The 19,949-nt window shown below is 58.9% G+C and carries 15 protein-coding genes; 6 read left to right on the top strand and 9 right to left on the bottom strand.

What is annotated here, in order from left to right:
• Positions 1–12: 12 nt before the first annotated feature.
• Positions 13–921: a LysR substrate-binding domain-containing protein gene (locus tag Q7W83_RS17430; protein WP_150637544.1), complete on the bottom strand. Its 909-nt coding sequence runs from the start codon at positions 919–921 to the stop codon at positions 13–15.
• A 105-nt stretch (positions 922–1,026) separates the two neighbouring features.
• Between Q7W83_RS17430 and Q7W83_RS17425 the strand changes: the two genes are divergently transcribed.
• From Q7W83_RS17425 to Q7W83_RS17415, 3 genes are all read left to right on the top strand, one after another.
• Entirely contained in the window at positions 1,027–1,893 is an 867-nt protein-coding gene (locus tag Q7W83_RS17425; protein WP_150634088.1) for a pirin family protein, read from the top strand.
• A 125-nt stretch (positions 1,894–2,018) separates the two neighbouring features.
• On the top strand, positions 2,019–2,645 hold the full coding sequence (gene ycaC, locus Q7W83_RS17420) for an isochorismate family cysteine hydrolase YcaC (RefSeq protein ID WP_150634089.1): 627 nt from the start codon (positions 2,019–2,021) through the stop codon (positions 2,643–2,645).
• A gap of 182 nt (positions 2,646–2,827) precedes the next feature.
• Positions 2,828–4,270, top strand: coding sequence for a mechanosensitive ion channel domain-containing protein (locus Q7W83_RS17415; protein ID WP_150634090.1), 1,443 nt, complete (start codon positions 2,828–2,830; stop codon positions 4,268–4,270).
• A 151-nt stretch (positions 4,271–4,421) separates the two neighbouring features.
• Here the strand turns inward: Q7W83_RS17415 and Q7W83_RS17410 are convergent, their stop codons facing one another.
• From Q7W83_RS17410 to Q7W83_RS17400, 3 genes are all read right to left on the bottom strand, one after another.
• On the bottom strand, positions 4,422–6,851 hold the full coding sequence (locus tag Q7W83_RS17410; protein ID WP_150637539.1) for a TonB-dependent receptor: 2,430 nt from the start codon (positions 6,849–6,851) through the stop codon (positions 4,422–4,424).
• A 101-nt stretch (positions 6,852–6,952) separates the two neighbouring features.
• On the bottom strand, positions 6,953–7,912 hold the full coding sequence (locus Q7W83_RS17405; protein WP_150637537.1) for a FecR domain-containing protein: 960 nt from the start codon (positions 7,910–7,912) through the stop codon (positions 6,953–6,955).
• The gene (locus tag Q7W83_RS17400; RefSeq protein ID WP_150637535.1) at positions 7,912–8,418 is read right to left on the bottom strand and encodes a sigma-70 family RNA polymerase sigma factor; all 507 of its coding nucleotides are present in this window, start codon (positions 8,416–8,418) and stop codon (positions 7,912–7,914) included. Before Q7W83_RS17400 ends, Q7W83_RS17405 begins: the two co-directional genes overlap by 1 nt.
• A 307-nt stretch (positions 8,419–8,725) precedes the next feature.
• Here Q7W83_RS17400 and Q7W83_RS17395 point away from each other — a divergent pair, with 307 nt between their 5' ends.
• Both Q7W83_RS17395 and Q7W83_RS17390 read left to right on the top strand, forming a co-directional pair.
• Positions 8,726–9,166: a carboxymuconolactone decarboxylase family protein gene (locus Q7W83_RS17395; protein WP_150634094.1), complete on the top strand. Its 441-nt coding sequence runs from the start codon at positions 8,726–8,728 to the stop codon at positions 9,164–9,166.
• 253 nt (positions 9,167–9,419) lie between these two features.
• Positions 9,420–11,282 carry a DUF3857 domain-containing transglutaminase family protein gene (locus Q7W83_RS17390; protein WP_150637532.1) on the top strand — a complete coding sequence of 621 codons (1,863 nt, stop codon included), beginning with the start codon at positions 9,420–9,422 and terminating at the stop codon, positions 11,280–11,282.
• A gap of 945 nt (positions 11,283–12,227) precedes the next feature.
• Here the strand turns inward: Q7W83_RS17390 and Q7W83_RS17385 are convergent.
• The 3 genes from Q7W83_RS17385 to Q7W83_RS17375 form a co-directional block, all read right to left on the bottom strand.
• Positions 12,228–13,820, bottom strand: coding sequence for a DHA2 family efflux MFS transporter permease subunit (locus Q7W83_RS17385; RefSeq protein ID WP_150631661.1), 1,593 nt, complete (start codon positions 13,818–13,820; stop codon positions 12,228–12,230).
• A complete protein-coding gene (locus Q7W83_RS17380; RefSeq protein WP_150631660.1) occupies positions 13,817–14,938 on the bottom strand; it encodes an HlyD family secretion protein in 1,122 nt (373 codons plus the stop codon). Before Q7W83_RS17380 ends, Q7W83_RS17385 begins: the two co-directional genes overlap by 4 nt.
• Positions 14,939–15,339: 401 nt before the next feature.
• Positions 15,340–16,530 carry a benzoate/H(+) symporter BenE family transporter gene (locus tag Q7W83_RS17375; protein ID WP_150631659.1) on the bottom strand — a complete coding sequence of 397 codons (1,191 nt, stop codon included), beginning with the start codon at positions 16,528–16,530 and terminating at the stop codon, positions 15,340–15,342.
• Between the two features lie 282 nt (positions 16,531–16,812).
• Here Q7W83_RS17375 and Q7W83_RS17370 point away from each other — a divergent pair, with 282 nt between their 5' ends.
• Positions 16,813–17,577, top strand: coding sequence for a GntR family transcriptional regulator (locus Q7W83_RS17370; RefSeq protein WP_150631658.1), 765 nt, complete (start codon positions 16,813–16,815; stop codon positions 17,575–17,577).
• A gap of 176 nt (positions 17,578–17,753) precedes the next feature.
• On the opposite strand, the gene guaD is transcribed toward Q7W83_RS17370, so the two are convergent.
• Both guaD and xdhC read right to left on the bottom strand, forming a co-directional pair.
• The gene (gene guaD / locus Q7W83_RS17365; RefSeq protein ID WP_150654223.1) at positions 17,754–19,058 is read right to left on the bottom strand and encodes a guanine deaminase; all 1,305 of its coding nucleotides are present in this window, start codon (positions 19,056–19,058) and stop codon (positions 17,754–17,756) included.
• Positions 19,059–19,066: 8 nt separating this feature from the next.
• Positions 19,067–19,909, bottom strand: coding sequence for a xanthine dehydrogenase accessory protein XdhC (gene xdhC / locus Q7W83_RS17360; RefSeq protein ID WP_150654222.1), 843 nt, complete (start codon positions 19,907–19,909; stop codon positions 19,067–19,069).
• Between the last annotated feature and the right edge of the window lie 40 nt (positions 19,910–19,949).

The raw sequence follows: 19,949 nt of genomic DNA, 5'->3' as shown, positions 1-19,949 counted from the left end.
GTGTCGCGCTTCTCAAGCAATGTCGGCGTGGCTGAATTCTTCCCCGAGAAAGTCGATCAACGTCCGCACCGATGGCAACAACCCTCGGCGAGAGGGGAAGATCGCATGAACGATCCCGCACTTGGGTGCCCAACCCGGCACCAGCTCGACGAGGCGTCCGGCGGCAATATCTTCGCGCACTACCACGCTGGGCAGATGCGCGACGCCAATCCCTGCGAGCACCGCGTGACGCAAGGCCAGCAAGTCATCGGTGACCATGCGCGGCGCGTGTCGAATCAACGCGCTGGCGCCGTTCGCACCGAACAATTCCCACTGATACTCACGCTGCGCCGCGCCCCAATGCACGCTGGGCAAACCGCTGAGGTCGGCCGGGGACGCGGGCGACGACAGCCGCTCGGCAAACGTCGGGCTGCCCACCAGGCATTGGGTGCTGTTGCCGAGCACCTTCATCACCATGTCGGTGTTTTCCAGCGGCGGAAAACGCACGCGCAGGGCAATGTCGAAACCCTCATGGATCAGGTCGACCCGGCGGTTGGTGCTCTCGATGAACAGCTCAACCAACGGATATTTGAGCATGTAGCGGGTCAGCATCGGCCCGACCCAGGAGTTGAGCAACGCGGTCGGGCAACTGATGCGCACCAGACCTTGGGGCTCGGAGCGGTTGCGTTCGATCAGTTCGGCGGCGCTTTCCGCTTCCACGCGCATGGCCAGGCAACGCTGGTAGTAGGCCTGGCCGATTTCGGTCAGCGAACAGTGTCGGCTGGTGCGGTGCAGCAAGCGTACGCCGAGGCGTTCTTCGAGCTCGGCGATGCGGCGGCTGAGCTTCGATTTGGGCATGTCCAGCGCCCGCCCGGCGGGGGCGAAACCACCGTGTTCCACCACTTGGGTGAAGTAGTAGAGGGTGTTGAGGTCTTCCACCATCGTTCTCCATATAGAACGCTAAGGCTGATTTTTGCAGTCTAGCGCAGCAAAGGCTGCGGTTTTAAGCTCTGTTCATCGCGTCAAACCACAGATTTCGGAGGCAGCATGAAAAACATCATCGGCATCTACACCAGCCCGCGGACCCATTGGGTCGGCGACGGTTTTCCGGTTCGCACGCTGTTTTCCTATGACAACCTGGGCAAACACATCAGCCCGTTTTTGCTACTGGATCACGCCGGCCCTGCCGAATTCACCCCGACCACCGAGCGTCGTGGCGTTGGTCAGCATCCGCACCGCGGTTTTGAAACCGTGACTATCGTTTACAAGGGCGAACTGGAGCACCGCGACTCCACCGGCAGCGGCGGCAAGATCGGCCCTGGCGACGTGCAATGGATGACCGCCGCCTCGGGGATTCTCCACGAAGAGTTCCACTCTGAAGGCTTCGCCAAAACCGGCGGTACCCTGGAAATGGTGCAGCTATGGGTCAACCTGCCTGCCAAAGACAAAATGGCCGACGCCGGTTACCAGACGATTCTCGATGGCGACATTCCGAGCATCCCGCTCAAGGACAGGGCCGGCAGCCTGCGCTTGATCGCCGGCGAATTCGACGGCCACACCGGCCCGGCGCGGACGTTTACCCCGGTCGATGTCTGGGACTTGCGCCTCAACGGCGGCAAGTTGCTGACCCTGGATCTGCATGAAGGTCGCAACACCGCACTGGTGGTGCTGCGTGGCACGGTTCAGGTCAATGGCCTGGAACTGGTGCGCGAAGGGCAATTGGCGTTGTTCGAACGCAACGGCCACCAGATCAGTCTGGAAGCCAATAACGACGCCATCGTGTTGCTGCTCAGCGGCGAGCCGATCGACGAACCCATCGTCGGCCACGGTCCGTTCGTGATGAACAGCGAGCAGGAAATCCACCAGGCCTTTGCCGATTTCCAGTCGGGCCGGTTCGGTCGGATGAGCGGTTGATACACGGATATACGGCTGCACCGCGCCAGGCTTGACTGACTACGCTTGTCTGGCCGCGTTTGAACGATCAATCAAAACACCTGTTCGCCGAATATTCGGCATCGATTAAAAGCGAGGATGACCCCATGACTACTTCTTACAAACGTCTCGACAAGGATAACGCTGCCGTTCTGTTGGTCGATCACCAGGCAGGCCTGCTTTCTCTGGTGCGCGACATCGAACCCGACCGTTTCAAGAACAACGTGCTGGCCCTGGCTGACCTGGCCAAGTACTTCAAACTGCCAACCATCCTCACCACCAGTTTCGAAACCGGCCCCAACGGCCCGCTGGTGCCCGAGCTCAAAGCGCTGTTCCCGGATGCGCCGTACATTGCCCGTCCAGGCCAGATCAACGCCTGGGACAACGAAGATTTCGTCAAGGCGATCAAGGCCACCGGCAAGAAGCAACTGATCATTGCCGGCGTGGTGACCGAGGTGTGCGTGGCATTCCCGGCGCTGTCGGCCCTGGCGGAAGGCTTTGAGGTGTTCGTGGTGACCGACGCTTCCGGCACATTCAACGAACTGACCCGTCAATCGGCCTGGGACCGCATGTCGTCTTCCGGCGCGCAACTGATGACCTGGTTCGGCCTGGCCTGTGAACTGCATCGCGACTGGCGCAACGACGTGGAAGGCCTGGCGACCCTGTTCTCCAACCACATCCCGGACTATCGCAATTTGATGACCAGCTACAACACGCTGACCAATAGCAAATAATCACTGGCTACACAGATCCCCTGTGGGAGCGAGCTTGCTCGCGATAGCGGACTGACATTCACTGCAAAAGGTGACTGTCCTGCCGTCATCGCGAGCAAGCTCGCTCCCACAGTGTTTTGTGTTGTTCTGAAGGCATCAATTACTCCTACACTGTGCCGATCCGTACATGGCTGGAGTTCTTGATGCTGTCACTGCTTACCAATCACCCGCTGGTCTGTGCCCTGATCCTGATCCTCATCGATCTGGGGCTGTGGCGCCTGATCAGTGCCAATGGCAGTAACTGGAAACTGGTGGTGCGGCTGCTGATTTTCTCGTTGTTCAGCGTCCTGTTGTTCAACGAAGGCTTGAACCCGCTGGAGCCCGCGCCGTGGGCGGACAACGTGCCGTTGCACCTGGCGGCGACCGGTTTGCAGATTGGTTGGTGGCTGTTCGGCGCGCGCACCCTGACGGTGTTGATCGGCGCGGTGATGATGCAGCGGGTCGGGCACACCGGGCGCTTGCTCCAGGATTTGCTCGGCGCGGTGATTTTCCTGATCGCGATCATCGCGGCCCTGGCGTATGTGCTCGACCTGCCGGTCAAAGGCGTGTTGGCGACGTCCGGTGCGTTGGCGATCATCGTCGGCCTGGCGTTGCAAAGCACCCTCAGCGACGTGTTCTCGGGGATCGTCCTCAACACCACCAAACCCTATCAACTGGATGACTGGATTTCCATCGACGGCACCGAAGGTCGGGTCACCGACATCGATTGGCGTGCCACGCGCCTGCAAACGTCCCAGGGCAGCATGGCGGTGATCCCCAACTCGCTGGCGGCCAAGGCCAAGATCATCAACTTCAGCCGGCCGAGTGATATTTTCGGTGTGTCGATCAGCCTGCAACTCAGCCCGCATGAACGGCCGCAAACGGTGATCGATGCGCTGGAACGGGCGATGGAGGGGTGCCGATATCTGCTGGCAAAACCGGCGCCGTGCGTTGCCCTCAAAGGGTCGAGCGCCACCGGCGTGGAGTACGAAATCAGCGGCTTCGTGGTCTCGATGGACCAGAAGCGCATGGTGCGCAATCTGCTGTTCGATCTGGCCTTCCGGCATTTGCAGGCGTCCGGCGTGAGCCTGTTGTCCAGCGTCGAATCAAATGCACCAGCGGGCCTGTCACGGCCACGGGCGTTGCTGGAAAGCTCGGCCATTTTCTCGACGTTGCGCCAGGACGAGAAAGAAACCTTCGCACAACACATGACCCTGCAAACCTTCCGCCCCGGCGAGGTGATCCTGCCGGCGGGGGAGGTTAGCGATCACCTGTTCATCATCGAATCCGGCGTGGTCTCGGTGACGCTGAGTCGCGCCGGGGTCAAGTTCGAATCCGGGCGCATGGGGCCGGGCGAAGTGATCGGCGAGGGCGGGATCTTGTCGGACACCGCGCTGCCGGCGGACTTCAGTGCCAAGACTGCTTGCAGCCTGTACCGGATCGAAAAGGACTACCTCAAACCGTGCCTGGATGCGCGGCATGACATCGGCGAAGCGATGAAGGCGTTGCTGGATTTCCGTTTGCACAAGGCGCAGACGTTGACCCAGGAAGCGCCGAAGGTGGTGGCGAAGAAAGGGTTTTTGCAGTGGTTGCGCAGTCGGGCTTAGCAATCTGTGTTGGATGGCCGCTGCGCGGATCGCTGGCAAGCCAGCTCCCACAATGGATTGGTGTCGAACGCAAATGTCCGGTTCACTGGAGATCAACTGTGGGAGCGGGCTTGCCCGCGATGGCGGCTGCAGGCTCACCGCCAGATTCAGATCAGAAATCCAAAGTCGCCGACACCTTCAACGTCCTGGGCGTCCCCTGTGTCAGATACCCGCCATTCGCCGAGGCCCAATACGCCTTGTTCGCCACGTTCTCCAGATTGGCGCGCAAGGTGATTTCCTTCTCATCCACCTTGAAGGCATACCGCGAGCCCACATCAAAGCGGTTCCACGCCGGAATGCTCTGCGTGTTGGCAGCGTTCAGGTACTGCCCGCCCGTGCGCAACATCCGCGCACTGAGCGCCGCGCCTTCGATCCCCGGCACATCCCAATCAGCCCCGACGTTGAGCTGAAAACGTGGCACGCCGACGGCGCGGTTGCCGTCGTTGACGCCGTTGGCGCTGCCTTCGATCTCGGTCTTCATCAGCGTCGCGCCGCTCAGCAGGCGCAGGCCATCGAGCGGTTCGCCGTAGACGTTGAGTTCCATGCCTTTGTTTTGCTGCTGGCCGTCGACCCGAAAGAGGCCGTTCTGGGTGTAGCTCGACGGCTGTTCGATACGGTACACGCCAAGGCTCGCACCGTAGCTGTCCATGTCCAGGCGCACGCCGGCTTCGATTTGCTTGCTGCGCACCGGGGCGAACGTTTCGTCGCGGTTGAGTGCGGTGGTCGGCGGCGTCGGGCCCTTGGCCAGGCCTTCGATGCGGTTGGCATAAAACGAAACGTGTTCCCACGGCTTGATCACCAGGCCGTAGACCGGTGTGGTGATCGACTCTTCGTAGCTTGAAGTGCGCGCGCCGGTGGTGGTGTTCCAGCCGTCGACGTTCAGTGTCTGGCGCCGTACGCCGAGGGTGAGCAAGACGCGATCATCGATGAACCCCAGGGTGTCGGACACCGCCGCGCTGCGCAGGGTGTTCTTGCCGACGATGCGCGGATCATGAATGTCGCTGGCAAACGATGTGGGGCTTGGGCGCGGTTTATCGGTGACGTCGTAGAGGTTGGTGCTGTAGCGCGAAGCGGCACCTATGGTTTCGAATGCCGAGCGTTGCTGGCCCCAGGTACCCGCGAGCCCCAGGTTCAATTGATGACTGATCGGCCCGGTGTTCAAGTGGCCGTTGAGGCCGGTCATCAGGCTTTTGTTGTCCTCGTCGTGTGGCGAGTACAGCATGCCGCCCCGGGCATTGCCGTTGAGGTCGGTGACGGTCAGCGATGAATACACGCCGTTTTCCCGGGTGTGTTTGGCGCCACCGGAGACGTAGGCGGTCCAGTTGTCGCTGAGGTCGTACTCGGCGCGGGCCATGCCGAAGGTGTCTTCCAGTTGCGAGTAGCTCCAGCTCTGTGCGTATCCGGCGTTGGCGTCCGGTACCTTGGGCGCCTTGCTCAAGGTCGAATCGACATAGATCACCGAGCGGCCCTGATTGATCACCTGTTTCTGATAGCCCAGGTCCGTCGATACCCGCAGGCGATCACCTTGGTAGTCCAGACCGACGCTGATCAGCGACGAGCGACGGTCTTCGTCATCGACGGCGGTGGCGCCTTCGCGTTGCAGCAGGTTGACCCGTGCACCGAAGCGGTTGTCTTCACCGAAGCGCTGGCCCAGGTCCAGGTGCCCACCCACTCGACCATCGTCACTGTAATCGAGGGTGACGCTGCGGGTCGGCACATCGTTGGCGCGTTTGGGTTGCAGGTTGACGCCACCGCCAATCCCGCTGCCGCTGGGCGTGACACCATTCACGAAAGCATTCGGTCCTTTGAACAATTCGACCCGTTCAAGGGCTTCGGTGGCGATGATCTGCCGGGGCAAGATGCCGTAAAGACCGTTATAGGAAATGTCATCGGACAGCAGCGGCAAACCGCGGATCATGAACACCTGGGAGAAATTGCCAAACCCGGCGGACTGGCGCACCGAGGCATCATTGAGCAACACATCGCCCACGGTCTGCGCTTGCTGGTCGGCGATGGTTTTGGCGGTGTAACTGGTGACACTGAAGGGCAAGTCTTTGACGGCCTGATTACCGAGCATGCCGACCTGCACAACCTTGGCAACCTGACCGCCGCCGTAGGTGTCCGCGTTGTCGTCGCGCAGGGCGCTGACGCTGGTGGCGCCCAGTTCAAGCGCACCGCCGGCGGCCATTCGCGGCGCCACGGTGTAACCGTTTGCGCCGGTGCTGATCAGCTGGAAGCCACTGCCTTCCAGCAACTGCGCGAAGCCCGATTGCACGCTGTAGTTGCCCTGCAATCCCGGACTCTGACGATTGCCCAGTTGCGCCGGATCGAACGACAACGGCACGCCGACCGCCACGGCGAATTGCGCCAGGGTATGGCTGAGCAGACCCGGGCCGATGTTGAGGGTGTGGCTGGCGCTTTCGTTGACAGTGTCAGCGGCATGGCTGTTGATCGGCAGCCACGCGGCGAAGGCCAGGGCAACACTCAGGCTCAAAACCTTGAGCGGGAAATCGGCGGGACGGTGCGGGGGCGTTGAAGTCATTCGGCGTTCCTGTCGAGCGCGTGGAATTGAAGAGGTCTATCCACACACCGAACGAAACGCGGAAAGGTATCAGGGGACTGTGAAATAGTTTTTCAGCGCACTCAGACCCGCGGTTCGACCGACAGCCAATACCGGGTCAGGCTGCTGATTTTCAGCGGCAGCGTATCGCGGAGCAGGCGCAGGCTGGCGTCGGTGTCACGCAGGGAAAACGCCCCCGAGACCCGCAACCCCGCGACATCCGCATGACAGCGCAACACGCCGGGGCGGTAACGGCTCAATTCACCGAGCAATTCATCCAGGCGCATGTTGTTGGCCAGCAACATGCCTTTGTCCCAGGCCAGGGCACTGGTGTCGAAGTTTTCGAGCGGGTCGAGGCGATTGAGCTTGAAGCTCTGGCGCTCACCGGCCTTGAGGGTCGTACTCTTGGTCAGCAACTGCGGCGTGACTTCCACGAGCCCTTCGAGCACCGACACCTGGCTTCGCGAGTCAGTGACCCGCACGCAAAACCGCGTACCCGGCGCACGCGCGATGCCTTGCGGGGTTTCGACGATAAACGGCCGGGCACCAGGGTCTTTGGCGGTGCTGATCAACACTTCGCCATCGAGCAGCACAACCCGGCGTTCGCGCAGGTTGAAGGCAATGTCCACCGCACTGGCGGTGTTGAGCAGCACATGGCTGCCGTCCGGCAGTTGCAGGCTTTTCTGTTCGCCGACGGCCGTGCGTTGATCGGCGGTCCACTGCTGCCATGGCATGCGTTGCGAGGCAATGCCCAAGGGGCCGGCCATCAGGAACACACCCAGACACGTGAGGGTCTGGCGACGGCTGAGGCCATCCTTGTGTGCGGCCCGTTGCAGGGTCTGGATAGCCAGGTTGGCCGGTACGCTGCGAAATTCTCCAAGCAGCGCTTCGGCGCGTTGCCAGGCCAGCGCATGCTCGGCACTGCGGTTGCGCCATTGGGCAATGGCCTGATGGTCGGACGGTGTCGCGGTGCCTGAATGCAACTGCACCAGCCAATCGGCGGCTTCGCCGAGAATATGCGGTTTGATCATCGACGAATTCATCACGCGACACTCAGGCAGGCGATGAATGCGGCGCGCATGTGTCGTTTGACGGTGATCAGCGACACATTCAGTCGTGTGGCGATCTGGGTGTACGTCAGCCCTTCGATCTGCGACAGCACGAAGGCGTCGCGAGTGACGGCGGGCAATTCGCGAAGCAAGGCTTCGATGCGCATCAGTGTTTCGAGAATCAGCAGACGGGTTTCCGGTGACGGCACCTCTGCGACCGGCAGGTGAGCAATCGTCTCCAGATAGGCGCGTTCGATGTCCTGACGCCGCCAGCGATCAATCACCAGGCCTTTGGCGATGTGCGTCAGCAGCGCGCGAGGTTCGCTGCCCCAGGGTTTGACGACTTGCCGGGTCAACAGGCGCAGGAACGTATCGTGAGCCAGGTCCGCCGCGTCGCAGCGGTTACCGAGTTTTCGATGCAGCCATCCCTGAAGCCAGCCGTGGTGCTCGCTGTAAAGGGTATGGATTTGCTGATTCGAAGGTGGGTTGGCTGACGACATGGGGGACAGATACTCTTTTCCGGCGTCCTGGCCTGAGTGCGATTAAGAATTGATCGCATTCTAGTGGCCGGGAGCGAGTGCTGGCAATCAGGTCGACAGACTATTTTTCGCACCTTGCAGGAGCCGGCTTGCTGGCGACAGCATCACCTCGGTCATCAATTTTGCTCCGAGTTGCCCGCATCGGTAGCAAGCCGGCTACTACCGGGATTGTGGAGGTGGTCTCCTCGACTTCTGGAATATTGGCTATTTAAGCAGTCGGCCGGCGGGATTAACTTAGCTCCACCCCCACTTGCTCCTGGAGCCTGCCATGAAACCTCGTATCGATTTCTACACCGCATCGCCTGATGCACTCAAAGCCATGATCGCCTTGGAAACCGCTGTTTCGAAGCTGCCGCTGGAAAAAAACCTGATTGAACTGGTCAAGCTGCGCGCCTCGCAAATCAACGGCTGCGCCTTCTGCATCGACATGCACACCGCCGATGCGATCAAGGGCGGTGAAACCCCGCGTCGCCTGTTCGCCGTGACGGCCTGGCGCGAGGCGCCGTTCTTCACCGAGCGCGAACGTGCTGCGTTGCTCTGGACCGAGTCCCTGACCCAGCTGAGCCTGACCCACGCTCCGGACGAAGACTACGACGTGGTCGCTGCGCAGTTCAGCGCCAAGGAAATGGTCGACCTGACCGTCGCGATCTCCACCATCAACAGCTGGAACCGCCTGGCCGTTGGCTTCCGTAAAACGCCTCAAGCCTGATCAATGAGCGTCCGCTGACGGCGCGGCCGGTGGTTGCACCTTGCGCATCAAGGGCACCATCGCCGTGGCGATGATGAAGCAGACCATGATCATCAGAAACGCATCGCCATAGGTTTGTTGGTGAAGTAGGACCGTTAAGAACTCCTGCGTAGGACCGTTCTGAATTTGATTTTATGGGGACGAAGGTTGCAACAAACGGACGTTACGCCGCTGTATATTGCGAATACATCTTATTCAATGGGGTTGTATTTATATGCAGTTGCATGCGTTCATTCTTCTGGCATCGCTTTGCTGTTTTGCGCCAAGTTGTTTGGCATTGACCACTGCATTGGCAAAGGATGATAGTAGTGACACGTCAATTGTTATCGAAAAAGATGTTCGATCCTATGTTGTCAACTCCGATGGTAGTTTTGTCGTTACCAATGAAATAGTGGTGCTGATCAACGAAGAACGCGCCATCAAGGTGTATTCGCAACGTCCGTTGAGCTACAACCGAACACTGGAAAATCTTGATGTCTTAGAGGCATACACTCAGAAGCCGGATGGCCGGAAAGTATTGGTTAGCGTTGATCAAATCAAGGAGCAACAGGAGCAGGGGTCGTCTGATGCTCCAATGTTTCAGGATACACTGGTCAAAGTTGTAATTTTTCCTGAAGTTGTTGTAGGCGATCGTTTAATCATTAAATTTAGAACGCATCGCACTACTGCATTGTTTCCGCAACAATTCGAGGCTCTGTCGTATCCTGCGTTTCACCCTACCGAGCAATACACGCTTATTTATGACTTGCCGCGTAGCATGCCGTTGCACGCCGATGCTCGAGGGTTCAGGGCCAGTGATCCTGTGGTCACCGCGGGACGAACTATTTATCGCTGGGATTATATTCCCGGAAAAAAAGATCGCATTGAAAAAAATTCTGTCTCCTACCACGACTATGGCCAATATCTGGCTGTTTCAACTTTTTCTGACTTCTATGACTTTGCTCAGTCCTACGACGCCCGGGCGAAGAGCCGCGTGACGGCAGAAATCAGCGAGTTGGCAAAAACGATAACCGTCAATCTCGATAACCCTCGGGACAAAGCGATTGCTTTGAGCGACTGGGTGCGTAAAAACATTCGCTATGTCGCAGTTTACGTGGGGGCCGGTAGCGTTGTTCCAAACTCTGCCGACACAATTTTGGCCAATCGCTATGGGGACTGTAAGGATCACGTAGCGTTATTGCAGTCATTGCTCGACACCTCGGGCATAGATAGCACGCCCGCGCTTATCAACTCTGGTAATGCTTATACCTTACCCAAGGTTCCAACCCTTGGTGTACTCAATCATGCCATTACCCATATCCCAAGCCTGAATCTGTATCTGGACTCAACCGCAAAGGGAACAGCAGGCGGCTATCTGCCTATTTTTGTCCTGGATAAACCCGTCCTTCTCACAAAATCAGGGACTCTCGGGCGCACACCTTTTACCCAAGAAGGAAAGGTTGAAAACAGCACGGTGTTCAAGGTTAGTGCGAACGGTAATGCCGACTTCATTCACACTTCACGAATCACAGGTTGGGCAGCAGAACTCAATCGTTACGCCGTTAACTCCATGAGTCTTGTTGATCGAAATCAGTTAGTACAGAACATTCTGGCTAGTAATGGACAGACGGGTAAAGGAGAGTTCAGCACGGCAGAACTTGAGGCGAGTGATAACGAAATTACAATAAAAATGGTCGGTCGATCGGAGAGCCTGGTTGGATTTCCCGGGCCCACGGGCGTTTCGTCTATGAGTAGCTTCGCTGGTGGTATTGCTCAAAGCATTTTTGCTTTCGCAGCGGAGAGCGATCGTATTCAAGCCTTTACCTGTATTACGGGAGTAACAGAAGAGCAAGCGCGCTTTGAGTTTTCAAAGGAAGTCACTATTGTTGCGGTGCCTAAGTCGATGACACTGCGCCATGAAAAATTCGAATATACCTCTACTTACTTAAAAGAACCTGGAGCGGTGATCGTTCGTCGCCACTTGAGATTTTACAATCCCAGTGCGGTGTGCAGTCCGGAAGATTTCAAAGGCATGAATACAGTCATTGGCTCAATGTTAAGTGATTTGAAATCGCAGATTGTGGTTCAACTGAAGTAGCGGTTGGGAGGCTAAAAGACAGGGGCTTGAAATTGGTTTTGGTTTGAGTGGCTAGCGTTTTGGGTTTGTTTGTCTCGGTTTTTTCTCGGGTCATAAAGGTCGTTTTATTCGTTTGTGTGGTCGGTTTTTAATAGCTTTTGTAGTTTTGAATGGTAAGGCTAGCCTGGGAGTTGTTTGTTTTTTTTGTTTAACAATAAAGAAGGAGTAAGTGCTATGCGCGGTTTAACACAGGATGAGATTAAAGTTATTAGTGGTGCTATCGGCCCTCCCGGAGCGATAGCTGGCGCTGCTGGGGGAGTTGTCGCGTACGTTGGAACTCAAGCGGGCGCGGGTCAGACCGCAACTTGGTCTGGTGCAGGACAGGCCGCAGTAGGCGGGGCGGTATTAGGATTCTTTACGCCTGCAACAACTGCTCAAGCTGTAGGAGCCGGTATAGCTGGGTTCTATGGCGGTTTTGCCGGCGGCCTTGTGTCGCGTGGTACTGATGCTGGAAGCTAAATATCATTTGTCTCACCCATTGAATAATATAGATGGGTAAACGTGTCGGTCGGGCTTCCATTTTCGAATGGAGGCCCGATTGAAAAGCACCTATTTACTACATGTCGGTAGTGGGCGCTAAAAGAGAAAAATATGGGCGCATTTAGTTGGTTTGAGTTTTACGCAAGGTTAGGTTGTGTGCTGGTAGTGTGGGGGCTGACGTTTCTAGTTTCATGTTCATTAAAAAAAATCTTTGATTTTGAATTCCCACAACCGATAAAAGCACTCTTTGTTCCATTCGTGATGTTGGTTTCGTTTTTCACCTACTCATTGCTGGGTTTTTAGAAGGCAGATAGCCTGGATGAAAAGTCTGATTTTTTTGCGGGGCAGTTACAGAAACTGAGTTTAACTTTGGCTCATCGGGAATCGTAACTACTTGGTTGTTTTGTGATCTGTTTTTGAATCCGCTCAATGAGCGTCCGCTGACGGCGCGGCCGGTGGTTGCACCTTGCGCATCAAGGGCACCATCGCCGTGGCGATGATGAAGCAGACCATGATCATCAGAAACGCGTCGCCGTAGGTTTGCGTCTGAGCTTCGCGGTAGGTCAGCAGCCATAACTGTTGCAGGCTGGCAGTGACGCCCACGTCACCGCTTTGGCCGAGCGTGGCAAAGTTGTTGCCGACCTGGGACAGCCACTGATTCAGGGCTTCGTTGGTGCTGTTTAGGTTTTCCGCCAACCGGGTGAAGTGCAGATTGGTCCGGTCATTGAGGATGGTCGCGCAGGCCGCGATGCCAATGGCGCCGCCGAGGTTTCGCATCAGATTGAACAAACCCGAAGCGTGCTTGAGCCGGGCGGGCGCCAGTCCACCGAGGGTCAGGGTGACCGCAGGCGGCACCGCCAATTGCTGGGCAATCCCGCGCAGCGCTTGCGGCAGCATCAACTCCTTGCCTCCCCAGTCATGGGTGATCGGGCTGAAATCCCACATCGACAATGCGAACAACCCAAGGCCGGTCATCATGATCCAGCGCAGATCGATGCGGTTGGCCAGAAAGGCGTACAGCGGAATCGCCATGATCTGGAACACTCCGGTGGAGAAAACCGCCAGACCAATGTCCAGCGCGCCGTAGCCACGCACTCGTCCAAGAAACAACGGCGTCAGGTAGATCGTGGCGAACAGGCCGATGCCGGTGACGAACGAGAAGAAGCAGCCGAGGGCGAAGTTGCGGTCTTTGAGGGCGCGCAAATCGACGATCGGGTTGGCCACGTGCAAGGTTCGACCAATGAACGCCAGACCGGCCAGGCCGCTGATCCATGCTGTGGTCAGAATCGTGCGGTCACTGAACCAGTTCCAGCGCGGGCCTTCTTCGAGGGTGTATTCCAGGCAGCCGAGAAACAGTGCGAGGAACAGCATGCTCAAATAGTCGGCGCCCTTGAGCAGCGACAGTTCCGGCTGATCGATCTTCACCAGCATCGGCACCGCCACCGCAACGAAAATCCCCGGCACCAGGTTGATATAGAACAGCCAATGCCAGGAGGAAATATCGGTGATGAACCCACCGATGACCGGCCCCAACGTCGGCGCCAATGAGGCCACCGCACCGATGGTCGCAGCGGCGATTACCCGTTGTTTACCGGTGAAGAAAAAGAACGCGGTGGTGAACACCAGCGGGATCATCGAACCGCCAAGAAACCCTTGCAGTGCGCGAAAGGCGATCATGCTCTGGATGTTCCAGGCCGCGCCGCAGAGCAGGCTGGCCAGGGTAAAACCCACCGCCGACGCGCAGAACAGCCAGCGGGTCGAGAACACGCGGGAGAGCCAGCCGGACAACGGAATCACGATGATTTCGGCGATCAGGTAACTGGTCTGCACCCACGCCGTTTCGTCCGTGCCTGCCGACAGCCCGCCGCCGATATCGCGCAACGAGGCCGAAACGATCTGGATATCCAGCAGCGCAATGAACATGCCGATGCACATGCTGGCGAAGGCGAAGACCTTGGTCGCCGTCGCCATGTTCGCGGCGTTGAACGGCTGCGCGGGGACGGCGAGGGTGCGGCTCATGGAGCGCTGGCCACGGCAGGCGTTTCAGGCTCCTTGCGCGTATCGACTTCAGCGGTCACCGACAAGCCTGGACGCAGATGCCCGAGCACGCCGTCGGCGGGATCGAGCACGATCCGCACCGGCACTCGCTGCACGATTTTAGTGAAGTTGCCGGTGGCGTTTTCCGGTGGCAACACGCTGAACTGCGAACCGCTGGCCGGTGCGAGGCTGTCGAGGTGACCGTGGAATACCTGACCCGAGAGCACGTCGGCGTGAATGATCACCCGTTGGCCCGGTGCCATGTGCGCCAGTTGATCTTCCTTGAAGTTGGCATCGACCCACAGCCCGCTGGCCGGCACCACTGACAACTGTTGCGAACCCGCCTGCGCATAGGCGCCGACCCGCGCCCGGCGATTGCCGATCACGCCATCCATCGGCGCGCGCAATTCGGTGTAACCGACGTTCAATTGCGCCAGGTCTCGTTCGGCCCGGGCCTGCATCAGCGCGGCGCGTGCCTGCTGTTTCTGGGTGTCGATCACGTTCAATTGGCGTTGCGCGGCCAGCAGTTCCGCCTGGGCCCGTGCACTCAATGCCTGGGCGGTCTTGAAGGTGGCATCGGCCCGTTGCGCACTTTCCACGGAGACGGCGTTGCTGCCGACCAGGCGTTTGTAGCGTGCATTGTCATCCCGCGATCGGGCCGTTTCAGCGCCGGTGGCATCGATCCCGGCGCGGGCCTGGCCGATCACCGCGTGTTGCAGTTGTTCGGTGGCATCGAGGTTGGCGAGCAAGGCTTCTTCGGCGGCAACCGCGCCTTCGGCCTTGGCCAGGTTGGCGCGGTAGTCACGGGAGTCGAGGCGGATCAGCACATCGCCGGCCTTCACTTTCTGGTTATCGCTGACCAGCACTTCTTCGATGTAACCCGCGACCTTCGGCCCGATCACGGTCACGTCGCCGCCAATGTAGGCGTCGTCGGTTTCTTCGATGAAACGCCCGGCGGTCCACCAGTGAGCGGCGTAAAGGCCCGCAAATACCAGGGCCGCGATGGCCAGCATCAGCAGAATCAGGCGCTTGAGCAGGGGAGGCTTGGGCGTGCTCACCGCAACAGCGACGTCGGGTTCAAGGCTGGGCATGCGGGTCATGGAGGATTACCTGTGGGAATCGGCGTTAAATTACGCTCGTAATATGACGTATGTAATATTTGGTGGCAATTGATTTTTGCTGCCGGCTGTCAGGTGCTTATTTGCGCCAGTGGCCAGGGGGGCTGCCGGTCATGTCCAGGAGGAAGGCAGATTGCCGATGCGGGTGTGCGGTGGAGTGGCGATGCTGTTGGCACACACAAGAAGCCGTTCGGTCATTGATCGTGGAGTTCACTGAAAACCATAGATGCAGGAGCCGGCTTGCTGGCGATTCGGCCTTTGGATTTGCATCGATCTTCAGGCCGTCTTCGCCGGCAAGCCAGCTCCTGCAGTTGATCAGTGTGGCGCTTGAAACTGGAGTTCGCTGTCGTCCCCTGTAGGCGCTGGCTTGCCAGCGATACTCTTCAGCCTTTACGCCAATTCAGGATCACCAGCGTCAACACCCCCGCCACAATGCCCCAGAACGCCGAACCGATGGAAAACAGCGTTAGCCCCGACGCCGTGACCATAAAGGTGATCAGCGCCGCTTCGCGTTCCTTCACCTCGGTCATGGCAATGCTCAAGCCATTGATGATCGAACCGAACAGCGCCAGCGCCGCAATCGACAGCACCAGTTCTTTGGGCAATGCAGCGAACAACGCCGCCAGCGTCGCGCCGAACACCCCGGCGATTCCGTAGAAAATCCCGCACCACACCGCTGCCGTATATCGCTTGTTGCGGTCTTCGTGGGCATGCGGCCCGGTGCAAATCGCTGCGCTGATGGCCGCCAGGTTGATCCCGTGGGAACCGAACGGCGCCAACAGCAGCGAGGCGATGCCCGTTGTGGTGATCAGCGGCGAGGCCGGCACCGTGTAACCGTCGGCGCGCAACACCGCAATCCCCGGCATGTTCTGCGAGGTCATCGCCACCACAAACAGCGGAATGCCGATGCTGATGGTCGCAGCCAGGGAAAAGTGCGGCGTGGTCCAGACTGGTGTCGCCACTTCCAGGTGAAACGCGCTGAAATCCAGCAGCCCCATGAACCCTGACAGCGCCGTGCCAATGAGCAGTGCAGCCAGTACTGCGTAGCGGGGCGATAGGCGCTTGACCACCAGGTACGTGAAGAACATTCCCAGTACCAGCGCAGTGCGATGCTGGGCGGCGACGAAGATTTCACTGCCGATCTTGAACAGAATCCCCGCCAGCAACGCCGCGGCCAATGACGCTGGAATCTTCTTCATCAGGCGTTCGAAGCTGCCGGTCAAGCCACACACTGTGACCAGCACCGCACAGGTGATGTAGGCGCCAATGGCTTCGCCGTAGCTCACACCGCCCAGGCTGGTGATCAGCAACGCCGCGCCGGGTGTCGACCAGGCGATGGTGATCGGCGTGCGATAACGCAGGGACAGGCCGATCGAACACACCGCCATGCCAATGGAGATCGCCCAGATCCACGAAGAAATCTGCCCACTGGTCAGGCCTGCCGCTTGCCCGGCCTGGAACATCAGCACCAGGGAACTGGTGTAGCCGGTCATCATCGCGATGAACCCGGCAACGATGGCGGAGGGAGACGTATCCGCCAACGGGCGGAGCTGCGTGTGCGTGGCGTCGTTCATGACAGCGGTGTTCCTTAATGCGTACGAAAATATCCACAGCAACGCCAACCCTTTCAGGAGCCGGCTCCTACAGGAGATCGCGCTGCGGATTCTGTGATCAAGCCTAAACTCAAACGTAAGCAATCGTTGCAATACAGCGGAGGCGACAAACAGCCGTACAGTCGTGTTGCCACCATCCATTGTGTACAATCGCGGTGTTTTTTACGCGATACTTGCCAGCGACCCACTGTGCCGTATTACAGTCACGGTCAATTCGCCGCAGTTCTCCCGACTCGAGTGCCCATGAACGAACAGTTGCAACCCCTCAAGAAACAACCGCGAGCAGGCAAAGCCGGCCGCAGCGGTACCCAGGACGATATTGTCTACGCGCATATCTTCGAGGCCATCCTCGAACAGCGCCTGGCGCCCGGCACCAAGTTGAGCGAAGAAGCGCTGGGGGAAATTTTCGGGGTCAGTCGCACCATCATTCGCCGCGCGCTGTCGCGCCTGGCCCATGAAGGTGTCGTGCTGCTGCGGCCCAATCGTGGTGCCGTGGTTGCCAGCCCGAGTGTCGAAGAAGCGCGTCAGGTGTTCCTCGCCCGGCGTCTGGTCGAGCGGGCGATCACTGAACTGGCGGTGCAACACGCCACCGCCGAGCAGATCGCCGAATTGCGCCAGATGGTCAACGACGAACGCGACAGCTTCTCCCGTGGCGATCGCGGTGCCGGCATTCGTCTGTCGGGCGAATTTCACCTGAAACTGGCCGAAGCAGCGAAGAACGCTCCGCTGATCAGCTTCCAGCGCAGCCTGGTTTCGCAGACTTCATTGATCATCGCCCAGTATGAAAGCGGCAACCGTTCGCACTGTTCCTACGACGAGCACACCCAACTGATCGACGCCATTGAAGCGCGCAACGGTGAGTTGGCGGTGAACCTGATGATGCATCACATGGACCACATCGACAGCAAACTCAACCTCGACGAGGAAAGTGCGTCGGATGATTTGCATGCGGTGTTCTCGCATTTGTTGCAGACCAAGAAGCCGGGGCGTTCGTCGGCGAAAATCTGAAGCACTGTGTCGTCCTCATCGCTGGCAAGCCAGCTCCCACAATGTTTTGTGGGGTTCACCAGATCCGCGATACACCAAATCCTGTGGGAGCTGGCTTGCCAGCGATAGCAATCTGACAGGCAATAAAAATCCCCCGGGGCTGAACACCACCGGGGGATTTTTATTGCCTGAAAGAACTAGCGCTGATGCACCTGATTCCCCGCTGCATACGTCTGCAGAACAGTCCGGTCATCCCCCAGCGTCATCAACACAAACAACGTCTCGGCAATGTTGTTCGCCTGCTTCAAGCGATAACTCAACAGCGGTGTAGCGTTGTAATCCAGCACCAGGAAGTCGGCATCGGTGCCCGGCAGCAACGTGCCGATCTTGTCTTCCAGACGCAACGCACGTGCACCGCCGAGCGTCGCCAGGTACAGCGATTTGAACGGGCTCAACCGCGCGCCTTGCAACTGCATGACCTTGTACGCTTCGTTCAACGTTTGCAGCAGCGAGAAACTGGTACCGCCACCCACGTCCGTGCCCAGGCCGACATTCAACTTGTGCTTCTCGGCCATTGGCAAATTGAACAAACCGCTGCCGAGGAAGAAGTTCGAGGTCGGACAGAAGGCAATCGCCGAACCGGTTTCGGCCAGGCGTGCACATTCGTCGTCGCACAGGTGCACGCCGTGGGCGAACACCGAGCGCTCGCCCAGCAACTGGTAGTAATCGTAGACGTCGAGGTAGCCCTTGCGCTCCGGGAACAGTTCCTTGACCCACTCGACTTCCTTGAGGTTTTCGCTGATGTGGGTCTGCATGTACAGGTCCGGATATTCGCTCAGCAACTGACCGGCGAGGGTCAGTTGTTCCGGGGTGCTGGTCGGGGCGAAGCGCGGCGTGACGGCGTAGTGCAAGCGACCCTTGCCGTGCCAGCGTTCGATCAACGCCTTGCTTTCCACGTAGCTGGATTCGGCGGTGTCGGTCAGGTAGTCCGGCGCGTTGCGGTCCATCATCACCTTGCCGGCGATCATCCGCAGGTCCAGTCGTTCGGCGGCTTCGAAGAACGAGTTCACCGATTGCGGGTGCACGCTGCCGAACACCAGCGCGGTGGTGGTGCCGTTGCGCAGCAGTTCCTTGATGAAAATGTCCGCGACTTCGTCGGCGTGTGCCTTGTCGGCGAACTGGCTCTCACACGGGAACGTGTAAGTGTTGAGCCAGTCCAGTAGCTGCTCGCCGTAGGCACCGACCATGCCGGTTTGCGGCAGGTGGATGTGGGTGTCGATGAATCCGGGGGTGATCAGCGCGTCCTGATAATGAGTGATCTCGATATCGGCCGGCAGGGTTGGCAGCAGTTCGCTGGCGTGGCCGAGGGCACTGATCTGGCCGTTATCGACCACCAGCAAGCCGTCCTCGAAATACTCGTACGAGGCTTCGATGCCAACGATGGCAGGGTCGGCGATGCTGTGCAGGATGGCGGCGCGGTAGGCTTTGCGAGTCAGAGGCATGGGCGTTCTCAATTAGAGGCTTGGCTGCGGCGTGAGGCAGGCAGCAGTTTGGCAATCGATCCGGCGCTGGCGGAGTGCTGGCCGAAATTCGCGTTATAGGTGGCGATGATTTCGCCGGCGATGGAGATGGCGATTTCCACAGGCAGCTTGCCTTTGACTTCGCCGATGCCCATCGGGCAGCGCATGCGTTGCAGCACGCTGCTGTCAAAACCGCGATCGCGCAGGCGGTGTTCGAACTTCACCCGTTTGGTCTTCGAACCGATCAGGCCGAAGTAGGCGAAGTCGTTGCTCTTGAGGATCGCAGCGGTGAGTTCGAGGTCGAGCTGATGATTGTGGGTCATGACGATGCAGTAACTGCCGGCGGGCAGGTCGTCGATTTCATCCACCGGCTCTTCGGCGACGATTTTGCGTACGCCGTGGGGGATCTGTTCGGGGAATTCATCTTCCCGGGAATCGATCCAGCGTACGCGGCAGGGCAGGCTGGCGAGCAGCGGCACCAGCGCGCGACCGACATGCCCGGCACCGAACACGGCGATCTGCGCCTGCACCTGGCCCATCGGTTCAAACAGCAACACGGTTGCGCCGCCACAGCACTGGCCGAGGCTGGCGCCGAGGCTGAAGCGCTCCAGGTGCGTGTCCTGTTTGCCGCTGGCGAGCATCTCGCGGCCGATCTGCATGGCCTTGTATTCAAGGTGTCCACCACCGATGGTGTCGTAGGCCTGGGTGGCGCTGATGACCATCTTCGAACCGGCATTGCGCGGCGTCGAGCCGAGCTCTTCGATGATGGTCACCAATACGCAGGGCTCACCCCGGTTTTGCAGGTCGGCGAGGGCGTCGATCCAGTTGTACATGTTTCACCTCGACATCTGTGTTGTCTATCCGGGCCTCATC

The organism is Pseudomonas sp. 300 (assembly GCF_055803035.1).
Note: the sequence above shows the minus strand (reverse complement) of the source record. Positions and strands in the feature narration are given on the sequence as shown.